Below are 14416 nucleotides of genomic sequence, written 5' to 3'. Positions count from 1 at the left end.
AGGATCGCGAATTCACCAAGCTCCCGGCCGTAGGCCTCGATCCGAGGCAGATTTTCCCAGAGCATGGACAGCCGTGTTTCGGCCGACACATTGAGCTGGGCAAGCGTCTTCTCGGCAACGATGCCGGAGGGCAGGACGCCATGATTGGTCTGGAATGCCTTCACGGCATCTTCCATCTCGCTGTCGAAGACGTCTGGCTTTTCGGCCTGAAGGGAGTCGAAGGGAAGATAGTTTTCGGCCACGAGACGCTGGCGCAGTGCCAGCACAGCCTCGCCGCGCGCACCTTTCTTGAGCCTGCGCCCTTCCAGTTCTTCCCAGCCGCCGCCTGCGACGATCTCCTCATACATGGCAATGGCGCCTTGCATGGCCTCGCGCGACGATGGGCTGAGCATCGGGACCTGATCAAGCCCGGCGACGATCTCGGTCTGGGTGGCCAGCTTGCCGTCCGTCTTCTCCTTCGCAGGCTGGGCCTTGAGCGCCGAGGGGCCGGTCAGCGAACTGGTGAAGACCGGATCTTCGGCGTAAGCAGCCGTGCCCATGGCCAGAAGGCTTGCCATGGCCAGAAGCCTGCGATTGAAAGCGCGACGCGAAAGCACGAGAAGAACCCCCGGAGACAAAGCCGCGACACCCTCGGCGAGAACGGTAAATGGTGTCTTAATCGTGTGAAGTCTAGCCTTTTCCTGGGACAGGAATGAGGCAGTTTCTGGATCAGCTGAGGGCAGTGACCTCCCGACGGAACGGCAGATCGAGGAAATCGCGCGGTGGTTGGCCGAAATCCTCTGCGAAGGCCCGGCCCGCATGGACAGCAGCGGCAATTGTTGCAGGCCCGAAACAATCTCCGGCGCGGGAAGCTGCGATACCGTGGGCGGTGAGGTCATGCCACAGGTGATCATCCGGACGCCGGGCGGTGACCGTGACGATGGCCCCGGCCTCGAGCGGGCTTTGTTCGCCGGTGAAGACACATTCAAGCATCACGTGATCGGGCGCTATGCCAGTCACGGCATGATTTGCGATGATGTTGACGCCCAGTTGCAGCAACCGGGCCTGGATCACCTTCTGCTCCAGCGAGGCCTTGGTGAAGGATGAGACAAGCGAACTGGGGGTGACCAGCGTCACCTTGTGATCCTCCCGCACCAGCAGTTCGGCCAACACGCCACCCATGTAGTAATGATCGTCGTCGAAGATCACTACCTGCCTGCTGGCTGGCCGCCGTCCGGCCATCAGATCATCGGGGGTCAACGGGTTGAGGCTTGCGTCATGGACGACGGGGCGGAGGTTGTGGCGGCCGGTCAGATCGCGCAACCATGTTGCGCCGGTCGTGAGGAGTACGTGATCGGCGCCGACCTCGGCGACAAGCGCCGGCGTCATATCACTCTCGAGGTAAAGCGTGACGCTGCTGAGCTTGCGCAGTTGCAACAACCGCCAGTCGCGCACGCGGGCCCAGGCGGCAAGGCCGGGCAGGCGGCTTTCCTGGCTGACGCGGCCGCCGGCTTCGGCAGATTTTTCAGCGAGGCTGACGCGGTAGCCGCGCTGGCCCAGCGCACGGGACGCTTCCAGACCGGCCGGCCCCGCGCCAATGACAAGGACATGCTGATCGGCGTGGCGCGGCCTGATGATTTCCGGATGCCAGCCACGGCGCCATTCCTCACCCATGGATGGATTTTGGGTACAGCGCAGCGGCGTCATGGTGAAATCATGCGTGACGCAGATGTTGCAGCCGATGCATTCTCGGATGTCATCGAGCCGGCCCTCTTCGATCTTGCGCGGCAGGAAGGGATCAGCGATCGAAGGGCGTGCCGCGCCGATCATGTCCATGATGCCCTGGCGTATCACGCGCACCATAGTATCGGGCGACGTGTAGCGGCCCACGCCCACCACCGGCTTCGAGGTCAGTTTCTTGACGCCCTTGATGTAGGGCTCCTGAAAGCCTTCTTCGGAAAAGCGCGAGGTCTGCGAATCCTTGGACCAATCGGACAGCGACAGGTCCCACAGGTCAGGCAACTCTGCCATCATGGCGATTGCATCCTCGACCTCCGCAGGCTCGAGGCCTGAGGCCCCCTGGAACTCGTGCATGGCGATACGCACCGGTACCGCGCACCGGTCTCCCACTGCCTCCTTGGTGTCCTCGATCACTTCGCGCAGCAGGCGCGCGCGGTTTTCAAGCGAGCCACCATATTCGTCATTGCGGAAATTGGTGGCCCGCGACAGGAAATGCTGGAAGATACCGAGCCCGTGCCCGGCATAGACATAGATCAGGTCGAAGCCTGCCTCTCTGGCGCGGAGCGCGGCCTTGCGGTGGGCGCGGCGCAGATTGCGGATGTCTTCCTTGTCCATGCCGCGCGCCTGGACGGGGTCGTTGAAGTAACTGGCCGTGGGCATGGGGCTTGCAGCGAAGGGGACTTCGCGCGTCCAGGAATTGTTGGCCGTATAACCCGAGTGACACAACTCAATGCCCGCCAGCGACTCGTGGGCGTGGATACGGTCTGCGATGCGGGCGAGCATGGGAATGTCATGATCGCTCCACAGCCGCAGCTCCACATAGGGTGCGACATCCGCCGTGTGGTGGATTTCCACCATTTCCGTACAGACCACGGCCCAGCCGCCTTCTGCCTTCATGCCGCGCATGGCAGCCAGCGCTGAAGCATCGCGATATCCCATGCCGTTGCAGTGCGGCACCTGATAGAAGCGGTTGCGGGCCGTGAGCGGGCCGATGCGTATGGGTTCGAAGAGAATGTCGTAGCGGGGATCGCGGGTCATCATCAGGTCCTGGCTGGTGTGTTTCAGGGTGTAGCAAAAACCTGGCCTGCCCGGCTATGATGCTTTCGAGCGAGCGAACAAAGAGCGGAGAGGCGATGCTGCCCGGTTTCGATGACATCATGACGGCTGCCGGGCGGCTGCATGGTTTTGCCGTGAGGACACCGGTTCTCGAGTCACAGCAGCTCAATGAACGCGCCGGCGGCCGGGTGCTCATCAAGGCGGAGTGCCTGCAGCGTACCGGATCGTTCAAGTTCCGCGGCGCGTGGAACCTGATATCCCAGCTGGATGCCGAGCGCCATCCGGGCGGGGTCGTGGCCTATTCCTCCGGCAATCACGCCCAGGGCGTAGCGGCCGCGGCACAGCTGCAGGGCCTCAGGGCGCTGATTGTGATGCCTTCCGACACGCCGCAGATCAAGCAGGGCAATACGCGCGGCTACGGCGCGGAGGTGGTGACCTATGACCGTGCCAGCCAATCGCGCGAGGAGATCGCGGCCCGCCACGTGAAAGACCGCGGCGCCACTCTGGTGCCGCCCTTCGAACACCCCGAAATCATTGCTGGCCAGGGTACGGCCGGCCTCGAATTGGCAGATGAGGCGGCAAGCCGTGGCATTGTGCTGGATGACGTCCTGGTGTGCTGCTCGGGTGGAGGCCTTACGGCAGGCGTGGCGCTGGCCATGGAGGCGCGCTCGCCTCGCACCGCGGTGCGAACCGTCGAACCCGCCGGCTTTGATGACTATGCCCGATCCCTGCGGGCTCGCCGGATCGAACGCAATGCCTCCCTGTCAGGCTCGATCTGCGATGCGCTGATGTCGCCAGCGCCAGGCGACATGACCTTCGCCATCAACAGAAGGCTGCTGGGCGAGGGATTGGTGGTGAGTGATGCCGAGGCAGCGGCAGCCGTCCGCTTTGCCTTCGAAGTTCTGAAGCTGGTCATCGAGCCGGGTGGCGCCGTGGCGCTGGCGGCGGTGCTCGCCGGCAAGATCGACACGAAGGGCAGGGCGGTCGGCGTCATCGCGTCAGGAGGCAACTGCGACCCCGGGCTCTTCGCCCGAATTCTCGCCAAGGCCGTCTAGAGCACGAACCGAGTTGCTCGAACCCGTGCCGTTCGGTCGCGCTGGTGCGGACCGGCAGAGGCGACCAGAAGCGAGGACCGTGCGTGCCCGAGGCGATCGTGACGAACCAAACCCCTGCCGCGAAGGAAGCCGGAGAGCTGTTAGCTTTTGCGGCCTGGCGGTGCCGGGCGGCCACACGGCGAACTGTCTCCGGCGGCGGAGTGCAAACAGGTTAGCCCCTGCGCCGGGTTTAAGCGCCTGCTTCAGGAAGCCTGTGCCACGTCATCGGCGAGGGGTACGGCGATGTCTTCGCCGGGCTTGTGGCGGATGATGACGATACGCCGCTTGCGGCTTTCCTGCTGGCTTCTCGCTTCAAGCTGTTCCGCGATCTCGGCCAATTCCGCGATATCCGACGCGTCCGTACCGGGGATTGGCTCAAAGATATCCTCATCGGCCTGGAAATAACGCAACTGCTGCGCCGTAAGGCCCCGCTCCTCGTCGATCATGCTGCGGGGGTGCTCATCCGTCTGATCCGGCGGTGCGCTGGCAAGGGCTGCCGCAACCCGATCCATCAATGCGTCATGATTGGCGGCGATGGATGTTTCAAGCCGCCGCATGCCCGCCATGAGCGCGGAGGTTTCCCTCGCCCTGATCCTGGTTGCGTATTGATCGAGAAACCATCGGCCGCGTGCGGTTTCCATCACGGCATCTTCAATGGCGTCGAAATCGTCTTCGGCAGAACCAGACGGTTCCAACTCGCCATAAGTCGGCATCTCTCTCGAGGACATGCAGCACTCACTCCACTCACACAAGCCGGCCAAGGCACGGCGGCCAATGGCAGACCGGGGGAGTATCCCGCCGAGAGATGAATCTTTGGTTGAGAGCCAGAGCCGGCCTGACTGATAAGCCGGCATACGATTCTAGCGGTGCGACCGCCTCCGGGGGTCAGCCCCAGAGATCGCGCGGGGGCGGATGCATCAGGCTGCCGTCATACCGGATCGGAGGTGCGCGGTCAGCCGCCAGCAGCAGGGGGCCATCGAGGTCGACAACATCGGCCCAGGGCGTGAGGAGCATGGCGGGCGCCATGGCAAGCGATGTTGCAAGCATGCAGCCGACCATGATCCTGAAGTTCCGGGCCCGTGCCGCTCGTGCGAGGGCAACAGCGGGTGTCAAGCCGCCGGTCTTGTCGAGCTTTATGTTGATGGCATCGTACTTGCCGGCGAGATCGTCCAGTGTGCTGAGCCCGTGCGCCGACTCATCGGCACAGACGGCAACGGGCCGCATCATCTCCCTCAAGGCTTCATCGCGCCCGGCAGGAAGCGGCTGCTCGACCATTTCAACCCCGGTATCTGCGCAAAGAGCAAGCATGCCCGGCAGTCCGTCTGCCGACCAACCCTCATTGGCATCCACGATGAGCCTGCAGGAAGGTGCATTGCGGCGCACTGAGGTCAGCCTATCTGCATCACCCTCGCGGCCCAGTTTCAACTTCAGCAGCGGGCGATGGGCGGCCGCTGCCGCGGCGGCCCCCATGGCCTCCGGCGTATCGAGACTGAGCGTGTAGGCAGTGACAACTGGTGTGGGTTTCGGAAGCCCGGCCAGCGTCCAGACTGGCTGGCCTGTCAGTTTGGCTTCAAGGTCCCACAGCGCGCAATCAAGCGCGTTGCGTGCTGCCATGGGAGCGATCAGGGCTGGGATGTCGCTGCGCGCGAGCCCGGCTTCGATCCTGCCACGGGCGTCGGTAAGCGCGGCGATGACCTGGGAAACGGTCTCCCCATAGCGTGGATAGGGGACGCACTCGCCCCGCCCGATGTGCGAACCAGCAGCCAGGCTTATCGTCACCACATCCGCTTGCGTCTTGCTGCCGCGAGAGATGGTGAAGGCACCGGCAATGGGCCAGCACTCTTCAGATACGACAAGCTGCGGCATGCTGGCCGGTCAGCTCTGCGGCGTGGTGTCCCGCCGGCTGCGCTTGACGGCTGCACCCGGGCCGGTGGCATCAAGCACGCCTGCCTGGCGCCTGACCACGTCGGCCAGAGCGTTGAGCGCGCTGATCTGATCTGCCACAACACGGCGCATCGCATCGGCGTTGTTGCGGGTTTCCTCCGGCAGTTCGGTAAGGGCACGCATCAGGTCTGCGCGCGCGGCGTCAATGTCCTTTACAACCTGCTGGGCCGTGAGGCGCATGTCATGGGCCGTCTGCTGGAAGTCTCCGGCAGTGGACGACAGCATCTCGTTCATGGCGGCCATCGCGCGCTCATGCTGATCGCGCAGCGTGCGCGTGGCGTGGTCAATCTGGCCTGCCGATGTCGCCTCCAGCCGATCGATTTCCTGCGCGAGATTGCGGCTGGCGATGCCCGACTGCTCGGCGATGATGCGGGCGATGTCACGCGCTTTTTCCTCAGAGGCGGCCAGTGAAGCCTCAATGGCTGTCATGTAGCTGCCAATGGCGCCGCCGATCTCGCTTGACTGCCGCGTCGCGTCGGCCAGCAGGGCATCGAGCGCGGCGCGGCGCCCGACGAGCAGGCGTTCCATCTCGCCGTCGAGCTTGTCGACTGTACGCTCGACGGTGAGCGTTGTGTCATCGAGCCGCTCGGCGATACGTGCGCTGGTGGTCTCGAGCCGTCCAGTCAGATCGCGCGAAATGGCGCTGAGGCGCTCATCCATGACGCCTGCGGCGCCCGCCAGCTGTTCTGACAGGAAGGTATTGACGGTTTCCATGTGCTTGATGAACTTCCGGTTGGCATCCTCGAGCTTCGTAGTGGTGTTGACGGAGACCTGCTCGAGTTCGCGGCTTGCAAGCTCAATGCGATTGGCAAGCTGCCCGGTGTCCTGCTGCAACAATCCGGTAATCTGTGTTGCTGTGCCGGCCAGGCCTGTATTGAAGGCCTCGGCCGCCTTGCCAAGATCGGTCAGGATGGCCGTCGAGGCTTCGTCGAGCATGGAGGCAAACCGCTGCCCCGTGCCGTCGAGCTTGCTGGAAAGTTCGGTGGTGGTGCGGTCGAGAACGGAGCTCGAGAGCTCGAAGCGACTGGCGAGTTCGTCGGTCGCCTTGCTGATCCTGGCGTGAATGGAAGAACCGGCATCATCGAGCTGCGAGGTTGTCTGATCGGCTGCCTGTTCAAGGCGCTGGGTCAGGCGCTGGTGGACTTCGCTGACCTGGGTCGTCACCCGGACTGCGGTGTCGGCGAAATTATCGGTGATCTGGGTAGCCGTCTTGTCCAGCTGCTGGAACATCATGTTGGTATTGGCGGTGAACAGGGCCGAGATCTCGTTCGAGGTGCGGTCGAGTTGCTCCGTCAGGGTCTCGGTCTTGGCGGTGAACAGTCCGGAGAGACTATTCCAGGTCTGGTCCAGCGTACTGCTCAGACGCTCTGCGTTGGCCGAGAACAGGCCGGACAGCTGGTCCGAGGTCTGCCCAAGCTGCCCGGTCAGCTTGCTGGTATTGGAGGTGAAGATGTCCGAGAGGTGCGAGGAGGTCTCGTCGAGGTGACGGGTCAGTGTCTCTGTGGAGGCGCCAAACAGCGCAGACAGCCCAGAGGTTGCCTGATCAAGCTGGCTGCCGAGGCGCAGCGAGGTCTGATCGAGCAGATTGCCCAGCTGGTTTGATGAGGCATCGAGCTGGGTGGTGAGCTGGTCTGTCACGGCAGCCACCTTGGCCACGGCATTCCCCGTGGTGGTGCTTACGTAGTCGGTGATGCGTTGTGCGGTCTGCTCGATCTGCCCGGTCATCGACGTGGTCGTGCTGTCGAGCTTGCTGTAGAGCTGCAGGGTCGTGTCTTCCAGCCTGCGGGTCGCGTTTTCCGAGGAACTTGTAAGCATCTCGACGAGTGCCTCACGCGCCCTGCCAACATTGTGGACGAAGGTTTCAGACACGCTGATCAGCTTGTCGGTCACCAGCCCGCCGGAGCCCTCAATACGTTCGGCCACAGCGATGCCGGAGTCGGCAAGCCCACGGTTGACGATTTCGGCAGTTTCCTTGATGTGGGTCGTGATAGCGCCGCTGGTCGATACGAGGAGCTGGTTCACGCGGGCCGATGCCCCGTCGATCTGCTCGACGACATTCATTGCACTTGTATCGAGCGTATCGCGCAGTTTGACATTGGCCTGCTCCAAGGCGCCCGTGGCCGTGTTGACGCTGCGTTCAATCTGGCCATAAAGGCGAGTGGCGGCTCCATCGATCCTGCGCTCCATCTCGGTGGAGGCGGTGCCGATCACGTCCTGGAACAGGCGCGTGGTTCCCTCAAGTCGCTCGCTGGCGCCTGCAACCGTCGTTGACACCTGATCCTGAAGCAGCGCCCCCGACTCGCCAAGGCGGCTTTCAATAGTGCCGGTGATCTCGTCCGCGACGGACCTGAACATCGCCGTTGCGTCGTCGATGCGCGAACGGGCCTCACCGATTGCAGTTTCGACGCGGGTGGCAGAGTCGGCAACACGCTGTGCCGACTCGAGGTTTTGCTTGTCCAGTGCGGCGAGCACCTCATGAGATGTTTCGCCAACGCGCGCGCTTGCAGCAGCGGTGCGGTCTTCAATTGTGTACAGAATGCGACTGGCAGCCTCTTCCACCCGGTTGGTGACCAGGTTGGCCTGATCGTCGAGGCGGGAAAACACGCCTCCCGCCGAGTCATCCAGTCTGGTGATGATGCGCGCGGAGTGGTCACTCAGTTCGTTGATCAGCCGGTTAGCGGTCTCGTCGATGCGGCCTGACAGACCCGAGCCCATCGAGCCAAGCTCACTTAGCATATTCTGGGTTGTTTCATCGAGTCTCACCAGCATATGGTTGCCAGCGGTGTTGAGCTGACTGGCCACATTTTCGGTGGCTTCGTCAATCGCCGTGGCAACGCCCGAGGCCGACTGATCGAGATAGGTGATCAGGTCGGCCCGCGACTGGGCAACGCGTTCAATATACTCTCCGGCCACCGTCTGGAGGCCCTGGGTTACAAGGTTGCGGCTCTGCTCGATCAGCTGAGCGGTGTCGGAACCGATACGCTCAAGGCTCGTCATCAGATCTTCCGCCATCGTCTTGATGTGGAAGCTGACGTTACCGCCGGATGCCTGCATGATATCGGACAGGTCATTGACCTGCTGACGCATCTGATCTGTGGCGGCGATGCTGGCGCGCTCCACGGTGCGCGCGATGTCCTGGTGAACAGAGGCGAGGGAGTCGATCGAGTTGCTCACGACCTGAGATATGTTGGCCTGCATATCGTGCAGGCTGCTGCCGAACTCTCCGCTCTCCAGGCTGAGATCCGAAGCCACAACGCGGAGCTGGTTGATCTGGCCGCCAAGCTGACGCGAAAATTCCTGCATCTGGTCGATCAGCTGGGTGGTTACGCCCTCCATCTGCGAGATTTGCTGAGTCATTTCTGACCCTGTCGCGTTTGCCCGTTCCGACATACTGTCAATGGAGCGCGCCACATTGTTGGAAATCTCGCGCAGACCGCCCTCCATCCGGCCCAGCGAGTCCTGTGCAGCGGCCATGATCCCATCGAGCACGCGCGTGCTGCCTTCCAGCCGGGTGATCAGCGGGTTGGTGTCGTTACTGATCAGCAGCGCGGTCTGGTGCAGTGCCGAGCGCTGGTTCTCGATGCCTGAAACGAGCGCGCGAATGCGCTCCTCATTGCCTCCGAAAGTTCGCTCGATGGCAGCGATTTCCTTGTGCACGATTTCTTCCAGCACGGCTGCGCGCTGTACGGCGTTTTCTATGCCGATCACCAGCATGTCGACTTCGGAGCGCACAGCTTGTGCAATGGTGGTCAGGCCTTCGGTCGCGATATCTTGGGGGCGCACGAGGCGCATGGCCGACTGGAACAGCGCTTCAGAAGCCTGGCGCATGTCAGCAGCACGCCACAGCACGTAAGCTCCCGTCCAGATGATTGCTACCGGCACCAGCAGCAAGGCGAGGGCCAACAGGGCTCCGGCGGGAGGGGTGTCGGCGCCAAAGGCGCCCGAATGGGCAAAGAACCATCCGCCAGACCACAGGGCAGTCAGGATGATGGAGACGGTCCCGTAGGGCATGAAGGACGGACGGCGGCGGAGTTTTGCCAGCAGCATGGCCGTGCTGGGGTCGTTCTCGTTCGCCGGCCGGGCCTTGACTGAGCCCTGATCGCCAGCAAGCCGAGGTGGCTCTCGCCGTCCGGCAGCATCCGCATCCGCCTGCCGCCGTTCACGGCGCGTGTCGGTCGTATTGGCCATTGTCTCTGGTTCCCGTTCCCGTACGTTCAATTCACCTGTGTCAGGCGCTGCCCCGCCCGCTAGACCGCTAAGATCTCCCCGACCGGACTTGATTTTCCGGCTCAGAGGCGGCCCCGGCCCGGGCGAACATTCCGAAATTTCACCATAGCCCATGGGAAGGTTTGGTTAAACCGGCTTCGCTGCCCGGCAGTCATTTTATTAAGTATTGGTTAAAACCGCCAGCCAATATCGACCAGGGCCTTGAAATCAAGCGTTTACCTGTTTGTCCTAAACCGATTGCGTGGTTTTGGCCCAGGGGGCCGCGCCCGGGGAAGGCCAGCATGACCATACGCGACAGCAGACCGATGTCCGAACCAGAGCCGGAGGCCCCCGCTTTCGACGATCTGCATCTTCGGCATTATACAATGCAAGATCAGATGCTTGCGGTAGAAGTCTTAAACCTTTTTCTAACCCAACTGCCAAGCACCCTTGACCTTATCAGGACGGCAAAGACAAAAGCCGACATTACCTTTGCGGCCCACGCGCTGAAAGGCGCCGCTGCATCGATTGGCGCGCGCAAGTTGTATTCACTTGCCGTAGATCTGGATCGCATGGACTTCCCCGGAGACGCTGAGGTGAGGGCCCTGCGTCTCAAGGCGTTGCAGGCGGCGGCTGCAGAGTTCCGTGACGCGGCGCGCGCCGTATTCCCTGCCGTTTCGCGCCAAGCGATTTAGGATCCACGGCGCATCCCCAGTCAGTTCCAGCAGTGGGGCTTGACCGTAGCCGGGAACCTCGGCGGAGCGGGGCAAGCCTCGCCCGCATGTCTAAGCAGTCGGAAATTTCTGACCGCTGGCGCTGTACACCCAACGGGCCCTTGCGCTAGAGCATGCGCCATGCCGGCGGCGGAGTGCAGATTAATGTCATGCGCTGCCGCCAGAGGACCCGGACATGTGGAAAGCGGATGGCTCATGACGAAAATCACCTTCATTCAGCACAATGGCTCGGAGCAGACAGTCGAGGGGCTTCCCGGCATGTCGGTGATGGAGGCGGCTGTCAAGAACATGGTTCCGGGCATTGATGCAGATTGCGGCGGGGCCTGCGCCTGTGCCACCTGCCATGTCTATGTCGAACCCGAGTGGGTGGCGAAGGTCGGAGCGCGAAACCCGATGGAAGAGGACATGCTCGATTTCGCATTCGATGTGCGCGACAATTCCCGCCTGTCCTGCCAGATCAAGATTTCGGATGTGCTGGACGGCCTTCGGGTCAAGGTTCCTGAAAAACAGTTCTGAGGAGAGGGTCGTTCCATGTCCGACGCGATCAGCACCGATGCGGTGATCATAGGCGCCGGCCCGTGTGGCCTGTTTGCCGTCTTCGAGCTCGGCCTGCTCGATATCCGCTGCCATGTGGTGGACATCCTTGACAGGCCAGGAGGACAGTGTGCCGAACTCTACCCGGAAAAGCCCATCTATGACATCCCGGCTCTTCCAGTCGTCACCGGTGCTGAACTGACTTCGCGCCTTATGGAACAGATCAAGCCGTTCAATCCGACGTTTCACTTCAACCACATGGTCACCGGGCTCCGGACGCTCGGTGAAGACGGGTTCGAACTCCAGACTGATGGCGGCCTGGTGTTCCGATCAAGAGTTGTGGTGATTGCCGCGGGCGGTGGATCGTTCCAGCCGAAGAAGCCGCCCATTCCGGGCATTGAGGCCTATGAGGGATCTTCAGTTTTCTATTCCGTGAAGAAGATGGAGGCCTTGCGCGGCAAGGACATTCTCATCGTCGGCGGCGGAGATTCAGCGCTTGACTGGACGCTGAACCTGCAGCCAATCGCCCGCAGCCTGACACTGCTTCACCGCCGTGATGATTTCCGTGCGGCGCCAGATTCTGTCCGCAAGATGCGCGAGTTGGCGGAGGCCGGAAAGATAGGTTTCAAATTAGGTCAGGTGACTGGACTCAAAGGCGCAGGCGGGGTGCTGGAGGCGGCGAGCGTCAAGGGCAACGACGGGCAAAGCTTTGATATCGCCTGCAATGCAATGTTGCCATTCTTCGGGCTCACAATGAAACTGGGGCCGGTGGCGGACTGGGGTTTGAACCTCCACGAAAATCTCATTCCGGTGGACACCGAGAAGTTCGAGACCTCGGTCGAGGGCATTTTTGCAATTGGTGACATCAATACCTATCCGGGAAAGTTGAAGCTCATACTGTCTGGCTTCCATGAGGCGGCGCTGATGGCCCAGAAGGTGTTTAGACTGAAGAACCCAGGTGAGCGTCTGATGTTCCAGTACACCACATCAAGCTCAAGCCTGCAGAAGAAGCTCGGAGTCTCCTGACGCCGCTGCTGGTTCAACCCAGCGTCTTGTCCCGGCGCAGGCGCTTGGTGGCCAGGTCGAGCTGTTCCCTGCGGTTGGGCCGTCCCAGAAGCTTGCGGAACTGGTCCCGGCGCTCATGGACAGATGCGATCGCTAAACCCATGGGTATGCCGGTTTCAACCAGCAGTGCCTCGCCCAGCTGAAGGCTCGACTCGACGGTCTCAGGAACGGCTTCGGTCACACCGGCAGCATAGAGGCGCTGGGCATGGCGCTCGTCACGGGCTCGCGCGATGATGGCAAGATCGCTGCGCAAGCCTCGCGCGGCTTTGACCACCTCGTCGGTCCGCACGGGGTTGTCCATGGTGATGGCCAAGGCCCGCGCTTCGGCAAGGCCGCAGCGCTTGAGGAATTCGGCATTGGACGCATCGCCGAAGTAGACAGAAGCTCCCAGCCTGCGCTCGCGCGAGACGAGCTCGGCGTCACTGTCGACTGCAAGATAGGGGATCTTGTGCTCTTCGAGCATTGAGACGATCAAGTGTCCCACGCGACCGAACCCCGCCACGATGACCCGTGCCTCGTGATTACCGGGGAGCGGAGTTTCTGCGGTGGCTGCCCTTGCGTTCTGGCGCAGCCGCAGGGTGAGGCGTGCGCCGAGTTTGGCGAGAAAGGGAATGGCAATCATGGTCAGCGTGACGACCAGCAGGATGTTGCGGTTGGTTGAGTCCGCAATGAGGCCAGAGGCCAGGGCAGCGGCAGCAATGACGAAGCCGAACTCTCCGCACGGACCCAGCAGTATTGATGTTTCCAGCGCGGCCCCACGTGGCACGCCAAACAGACGGGCAAGTGCATAGATGATGGCAGCCTTAAGCAAGATGAGGCCCGCGGCCACCCCGAGTACGTAGGCTGGATCCGAGAACAGCGTATCAAGATCAAGCTTCAGGCCGACGACGAGGAAGAAAGTGCCCAGCAAGAGGCCCTTGAACGGCTCGATGACCGCTTCGATGGCTCGCCGGTATTCGGTTTCCGCCAGCAGCAGCCCGGCGATGAAGGCGCCCAGCGTCATGGAAATCCCGGCAAGGCTTGCAGCAGCGCCAGTTCCGACGGCAATGAGAAGCGTTGCCGCCATGAAGAAATCTGCGCCACCGGTGCGTGCCACCAGGCGCAGGAGTGGCCGTAGCAGGTAGCGCCCGACGATGACGATGAGGGCAATGGCGATGCCGGCTTGCAGAAGGGCGAGCAGAAGGCTGACCGTAACGTTGCCTGCGAGGCGTTCACCCATGATCGGCACGAGCAGGAGGAGCGGTATCACTGCCAGGTCCTGCATCAGCAGGATCGCGAAGCTGGTACGGCCTGTCTGTGAGCCCAGCCGCCGTGCATCGGAGAGCAACTGAACGACGATCGCCGTCGATGACAGACACAGAGCAGCCCCCACCACAAGGGCGTCCCGCACGTCGAAGCCGAGCGCCAGAGCAAGCGCGGCGATTGCGGCAAGGCTCAGCGCTACCTGCAGCCCACCAAGCCCGAACACCAGCCGTCGCATGATTCTCAGGCGCTCAAAGGAGAGCTCCAGGCCGATCAGGAACAGCAGGAACACCACGCCTAGTTCGGCAATATGGCTGAGGTCTGACGATTCGCTGATGTTGACATAGGTCAGCGCTGGAAAGAGACGCGCAAGCGGGCCGAGAATATCAGGACTGAGCAGGATGCCAACCGTGAGAAAGGCCACCACGGCATTGACGCCCAGCCGCAGGAACAGCGGCACCACAAGCCCCGCCACGCCGAGCACAACCAGAAACTCCCTGTAGTAGAAGGCCTGTTCTGCTGCCATCGGCACCTCCAGATGACGGAGTTTGCTGGAGAGCGGCGCAGAAGTCAAAAGCGGCAATGCTTCATGGCACTGCGGCGACCACTATGAACATGATGAACAGGCTCAGATGGACATATCCCTGCAGCACCGACGTGCGCCCGGGGAGCAGGGTGATGACGCTCACAAACATCGCCAGTGCAAGCAGGATCATCTTGGACGGCGGAACGCCGAGAACGAGCTGCACGTCAGTGAAGGCCGCGAGTGCGGTGATGATCGGGATCGTGAGTGCGATCGAGGCGAGCGCCGAGCCAAGTGCG

The 14416-nt window shown here is 62.2% G+C and carries 10 protein-coding genes and 1 pseudogene; 4 read left to right on the top strand and 7 right to left on the bottom strand.

The window, feature by feature from the left end; all coding sequences use genetic code 11:
• Together ACILRN_RS10830 and ACILRN_RS10825 are read right to left on the bottom strand one after the other, a co-directional pair.
• Positions 1 to 557 (bottom strand): peptidoglycan-binding protein (locus ACILRN_RS10830; RefSeq protein WP_395688192.1); only part of this gene is annotated, 557 nt, incomplete at its 3' end.
• A 151-nt stretch (positions 558 to 708) separates the two neighbouring features.
• On the bottom strand, positions 709 to 2757 hold the full coding sequence (locus tag ACILRN_RS10825; protein WP_395688190.1) for an NAD(P)-binding protein: 2049 nt from the start codon (positions 2755 to 2757) through the stop codon (positions 709 to 711).
• Between the two features lie 95 nt (positions 2758 to 2852).
• Between ACILRN_RS10825 and ACILRN_RS10820 the strand changes: the two genes are divergently transcribed.
• Positions 2853 to 3830 carry a threonine/serine dehydratase gene (locus tag ACILRN_RS10820; RefSeq protein WP_395688188.1) on the top strand — a complete coding sequence of 326 codons (978 nt, stop codon included), beginning with the start codon at positions 2853 to 2855 and terminating at the stop codon, positions 3828 to 3830.
• A 242-nt stretch (positions 3831 to 4072) separates the two neighbouring features.
• Here the strand turns inward: ACILRN_RS10820 and ACILRN_RS10815 are convergent, their stop codons facing one another.
• The 3 genes from ACILRN_RS10815 to ACILRN_RS10805 all read right to left on the bottom strand — a co-directional run bounded on the left by ACILRN_RS10815 (position 4073) and on the right by ACILRN_RS10805 (position 10001).
• Positions 4073 to 4597, bottom strand: a complete 525-nt coding sequence (locus tag ACILRN_RS10815) for a hypothetical protein (RefSeq protein ID WP_395688186.1) — start codon at positions 4595 to 4597, stop codon at positions 4073 to 4075.
• A 157-nt stretch (positions 4598 to 4754) separates the two neighbouring features.
• Complete coding sequence (gene dgcA / locus ACILRN_RS10810; protein WP_395688185.1) at positions 4755 to 5735, bottom strand: N-acetyl-D-Glu racemase DgcA; 981 nt, start codon at positions 5733 to 5735, stop codon at positions 4755 to 4757.
• Between the two features lie 9 nt (positions 5736 to 5744).
• Positions 5745 to 10001, bottom strand: coding sequence for a hypothetical protein (locus ACILRN_RS10805; RefSeq protein ID WP_395688182.1), 4257 nt, complete (start codon positions 9999 to 10001; stop codon positions 5745 to 5747).
• A gap of 161 nt (positions 10002 to 10162) precedes the next feature.
• Here ACILRN_RS10805 and ACILRN_RS10800 point away from each other — a divergent pair, with 161 nt between their 5' ends.
• From ACILRN_RS10800 to ACILRN_RS10790, 3 genes are all read left to right on the top strand, one after another.
• The gene (locus tag ACILRN_RS10800) at positions 10163 to 10714 is read left to right on the top strand and encodes an Hpt domain-containing protein (RefSeq protein ID WP_395688180.1); all 552 of its coding nucleotides are present in this window, start codon (positions 10163 to 10165) and stop codon (positions 10712 to 10714) included.
• A gap of 234 nt (positions 10715 to 10948) precedes the next feature.
• A complete protein-coding gene (locus tag ACILRN_RS10795; RefSeq protein ID WP_395688178.1) occupies positions 10949 to 11269 on the top strand; it encodes a 2Fe-2S iron-sulfur cluster-binding protein in 321 nt (106 codons plus the stop codon).
• A 15-nt stretch (positions 11270 to 11284) separates the two neighbouring features.
• Positions 11285 to 12313, top strand: a complete 1029-nt coding sequence (locus ACILRN_RS10790) for an NAD(P)/FAD-dependent oxidoreductase (protein ID WP_395688176.1) — start codon at positions 11285 to 11287, stop codon at positions 12311 to 12313.
• Positions 12314 to 12326: 13 nt separating this feature from the next.
• Here the strand turns inward: ACILRN_RS10790 and ACILRN_RS10785 are convergent, their stop codons facing one another.
• Positions 12327 to 14120: a cation:proton antiporter gene (locus tag ACILRN_RS10785; protein ID WP_395688174.1), complete on the bottom strand. Its 1794-nt coding sequence runs from the start codon at positions 14118 to 14120 to the stop codon at positions 12327 to 12329.
• 61 nt (positions 14121 to 14181) lie between these two features.
• Positions 14182 to 14416, bottom strand: a pseudogene (locus ACILRN_RS10780) (ionic transporter y4hA); the annotation flags it as partial.

This window comes from Aestuariivirga sp. (assembly GCF_044238155.1).
Classification (GTDB): Bacteria; Pseudomonadota; Alphaproteobacteria; order Rhizobiales; family Aestuariivirgaceae; genus Aestuariivirga.
This window is presented reverse-complemented; position numbering and strand designations above follow the sequence as displayed.

Bases quoted from the DNA above. Each gene is read 5' to 3' on its own strand.
- ACILRN_RS10815 (WP_395688186.1), bottom strand. From the start codon at position 4,597: ATGTCCTCGAGAGAGATGCCGACTTATGGCGAGTTGGAACCGTCTGGT.
- ACILRN_RS10785 (WP_395688174.1), bottom strand. From the start codon at position 14,120: ATGGCAGCAGAACAGGCCTTCTACTACAGGGAGTTTCTGGTTGTGCTC.
- ACILRN_RS10795 (WP_395688178.1), top strand. From the start codon at position 10,949: ATGACGAAAATCACCTTCATTCAGCACAATGGCTCGGAGCAGACAGTC.
- ACILRN_RS10825 (WP_395688190.1), bottom strand. From the start codon at position 2,757: ATGACCCGCGATCCCCGCTACGACATTCTCTTCGAACCCATACGCATC.
- ACILRN_RS10820 (WP_395688188.1), top strand. From the start codon at position 2,853: ATGCTGCCCGGTTTCGATGACATCATGACGGCTGCCGGGCGGCTGCAT.
- ACILRN_RS10805 (WP_395688182.1), bottom strand. From the start codon at position 10,001: ATGGCCAATACGACCGACACGCGCCGTGAACGGCGGCAGGCGGATGCG.
- dgcA (WP_395688185.1), bottom strand. From the start codon at position 5,735: ATGCCGCAGCTTGTCGTATCTGAAGAGTGCTGGCCCATTGCCGGTGCC.
- ACILRN_RS10790 (WP_395688176.1), top strand. From the start codon at position 11,285: ATGTCCGACGCGATCAGCACCGATGCGGTGATCATAGGCGCCGGCCCG.